The organism is Paraburkholderia sp. SIMBA_030 (assembly GCF_046535245.1).
GTDB lineage: Bacteria > Pseudomonadota > Gammaproteobacteria > Burkholderiales > Burkholderiaceae > Paraburkholderia.
Genome location: NZ_JAWRXB010000379.1, coordinates 1 through 277, shown reverse-complemented (window position 1 = coordinate 277; position 277 = coordinate 1). Strand labels below are relative to the sequence as shown.

Below are 277 nucleotides of genomic sequence, written 5' to 3'. Positions count from 1 at the left end.
AAGTGGATCGTCGGCGACATCGAATGCGACGCCGGATGCGGCGTGGTGCCGTTCCGCTATCGCGAGCAGAGCTACGTGAATGCGTTGCAGTGGATCATCGGGCTCGAAATTTTTCTGCTGGTGGACGACCCGTGGCGCGTCGCAATGACGACCGATCATCCGAACGGCGGACCGTTTACGAGCTATCCGCATCTGATTCGTCTGCTGATGGACAAATCGTTTCGCGACGAGCAACTCGCGAAGCTGCATCCCGACGCGCAAGTGGCGAGCGCCTTGC

General features: G+C 59.9%; 1 protein-coding gene. It reads left to right on the top strand.

The annotated features are described in order from the left end of the window. A partial coding sequence (locus SB772_RS40425) for an amidohydrolase family protein (RefSeq protein WP_410838573.1) occupies positions 1–277 on the top strand: 277 nt, incomplete at both ends.